Genomic DNA, 2,712 nt, shown 5'->3' with positions numbered 1-2,712 from the left:
CATTTTTTCTTCTGAATTTATTGTCAATACCTTATTAATTTCAATTTGTTGGCAATTTTTATATTACTGTCTATATTTATTGCCAACTTAGTTATGTGTTTATATTTAAGCTGTTTCTGTTACTTATTACACTCATGTCTGTACTACAAAATGAAGTGCGGAATGTAGGGTAAATATAGAGATTTATGTATTCTTTCCTGATTGTATTCATTAAGAATTGAGAATTATGTTTGTGAAAACAAATAAATCATTGTCACATATAGCAAGCAGTTACACTAATTAAAATTCTTAGGCGTGTTAAGTCTTATAGTAAACCTGAAAATTATGTTGTCAATGAGTGGTAAGACACCTTTGATTAATTTTCTCAGATAGTTTAGGATATGGCAGAAATTACAGCGACGTGGATTCAGTTACTATGACTGCAAAGTTACCAACTTCTTTTTAGGCATACTTCGCAAAAACTTATACTAACCATCATCCTTATGCATCATGGTACTGATTGTTAAAGAAAATTCTCGTCCGAATAGACATACTTATCAAGCCTTGAATAAGCTAATTTTGACAGGGAAATCTGTGAGAGTTATGGCTTGCCTCCTCCCCTTATTTATCTGGTGGGGGTGCAAAGCAGTACAAAACCAATTTGTACAACCACAAGCAATATTAGTTTTAGGCGGTTCTACTCGCTTACTAGAAAGAGAAAAGTTTACAGCCAAATTAGCCCGCCAATATCCCAATATACCTATTTGGATTTCTGGAGGCAGTCCACCTCAGCATACTAAAAAAATATTTGCCAATGCAGGAGTTGATCCCCGGCGTTTAAATTTAGACTATGAAGCTGTAGACACAGTTACTAATTTTACTACCACAGTGGACGAATTACAATCTCGGGGAATCAAAAGTGTTTATTTAATCACATCTGATTTCCATATGCGTCGTGCTTGCATCGTTGGTGAAATTGTTTTGGGTAGTCGAGGCATGAATTTTAAACCGGTATCAGTTCCTTCAGAAAATTCACCAGAACCGATTCAAAAATCTATTCGGGATGGTGCTAGGGCAATTATTTGGGTGGCCACAGGTTATACAGGCGCTAACTACGCCAACCGAAGTAAGCCCTAGCATATCATAACGTAATTAGAGCGTGGTTAAAAAGTTTTAAATAGAAAAAGTTATGCAAAAGCAGCACCCTATAATGAAGCTTTAATTTTACGGGTTGCAGCATTGTTGGAACAACAGGTGTTCATATCATTTAGGGCTTGCTAAATAAAGATACAGCAGTTTGTGATCAAGTCCAGTACAAAAATAGCTATCTAAATAGGGTCAAAAAACAATCCACAATGATTAAACCAATTGAGATCCAATCAGAACTCTTGCGTTTTCGGCATAATGTACAGGTAAATTATCCATGACTACAATTGCACCAATCCACAACTGAGGTAGTAAGATTTGCTCAATGAAAACCAAAAAACTAGTGGTCTGTCAAGCAAAAAATTGTGAATTTGAGAGAGAATAGAGAGGCTATTCACTGTAAATCTCAGCAGATAACCTAATAACTGATTATGCTTAAGACCTATATTGTCCGGTTAAGTCAAGAAGAACGGCAGTATCTACAAGACTTGGTATCTACAGGCAAAGCAGCGGCATATAAAATTAAGCACGCCAATATTTTATTAAACATTGATGTTAATGGACAAGGATGGACGGATGAGAAAGCTGCTGCCGCCTTCAGTTGCCACCGAAACACAGTCGCAAATCTCAGAGAGCGATTGGTAAAAGAAGGCATAGAGTCAGCATTAAACCGCAAGCCCAGTAAAACGCCGCCTCGTCAAACGATTATTGATGGAGAGGTGGAAGCAAAACTAATCGCCTTGCGTTGTGGAGAACCGCCTGCTGGTCAGGCACGTTGGACATTGCGGTTGAGTTAGAAATTGTGCCAACAATTAGTCACGAAACCGTGCGCCAAGTGTTAAAAAAAACGAACTCAAACCTCATTTGCGGCAGATGTATGTGATTCCACCAGAACAGAGTGCCGAATTTGTCTCTCACATGGAAGATGTTCTAGAAATTTATCACCTGCCCTATGACTCCAAGTATCCGGTGATTTGCATGGATGAGCAACCTGTACAATTGGTCAAAGAAACCCGCATTCCCCCTAAACATGGAAGTTGGCTCAATATCGCTGAAAACGAACTGTCCGCAATGACTCGGCAATGTTTAGATCGTCGGATTCCTGATATTGAAACTTTAGAACAAGAAACAACGGCTTGGTATATTCAACGCAATCATTCACAAAAATCTGTAGATTGGCAGTTCACAACCGCGGATGCCCGTATCCGTCTCAAGCGTCTTTATCCACAAATAGAAAACTGACAGACCACTAGAGGCGATCGCTAACAGTCCACTCAGAAGAATAGTTTTGATATTCACAATCTTGATATAGTAGGGGAACAGGTAACAAAGTTGTTGTAGGTATTTTGGTGTATGTTTTTTAGATAAATGTCGAAAAAGACGAAAAAGTAAATGTAACCGTTCAGGGGGTACAAAGAAAACGAAAAACAACCCCCAAAATCCAGCAATAAAACCCACATTCCGCACCCCAAACTGTCACAGATCAAAAAAGCCCTTAAAGTAGTACATAATAACTAAAGTCAATTCAAAAATTAAGATGCTTAATGAGAATAAATAGCATTAAAAGCGAAATGGTGTGATAAAGTG

1 protein-coding gene and 1 pseudogene are annotated in these 2,712 nt (G+C 38.0%); both read left to right on the top strand.

Annotated elements, in window-relative coordinates; genetic code table 11:
• Positions 1-582: 582 nt before the first annotated feature.
• Positions 583-1,116, top strand: a complete 534-nt coding sequence (locus tag PN471_RS04330; protein ID WP_271775803.1) for a YdcF family protein — start codon at positions 583-585, stop codon at positions 1,114-1,116.
• Positions 1,117-1,556: 440 nt separating this feature from the next.
• A pseudogene (locus PN471_RS04325) lies at positions 1,557-2,367 on the top strand (helix-turn-helix domain-containing protein).
• Positions 2,368-2,712 lie beyond the last annotated feature (345 nt).

This window comes from Aphanizomenon sp. CS-733/32, assembly GCF_028330045.1.
Classification (GTDB): Bacteria; Cyanobacteriota; Cyanobacteriia; order Cyanobacteriales; family Nostocaceae; genus Dolichospermum; species Dolichospermum gracile.
Note: the sequence above shows the minus strand (reverse complement) of the source record. Positions and strands in the feature narration are given on the sequence as shown.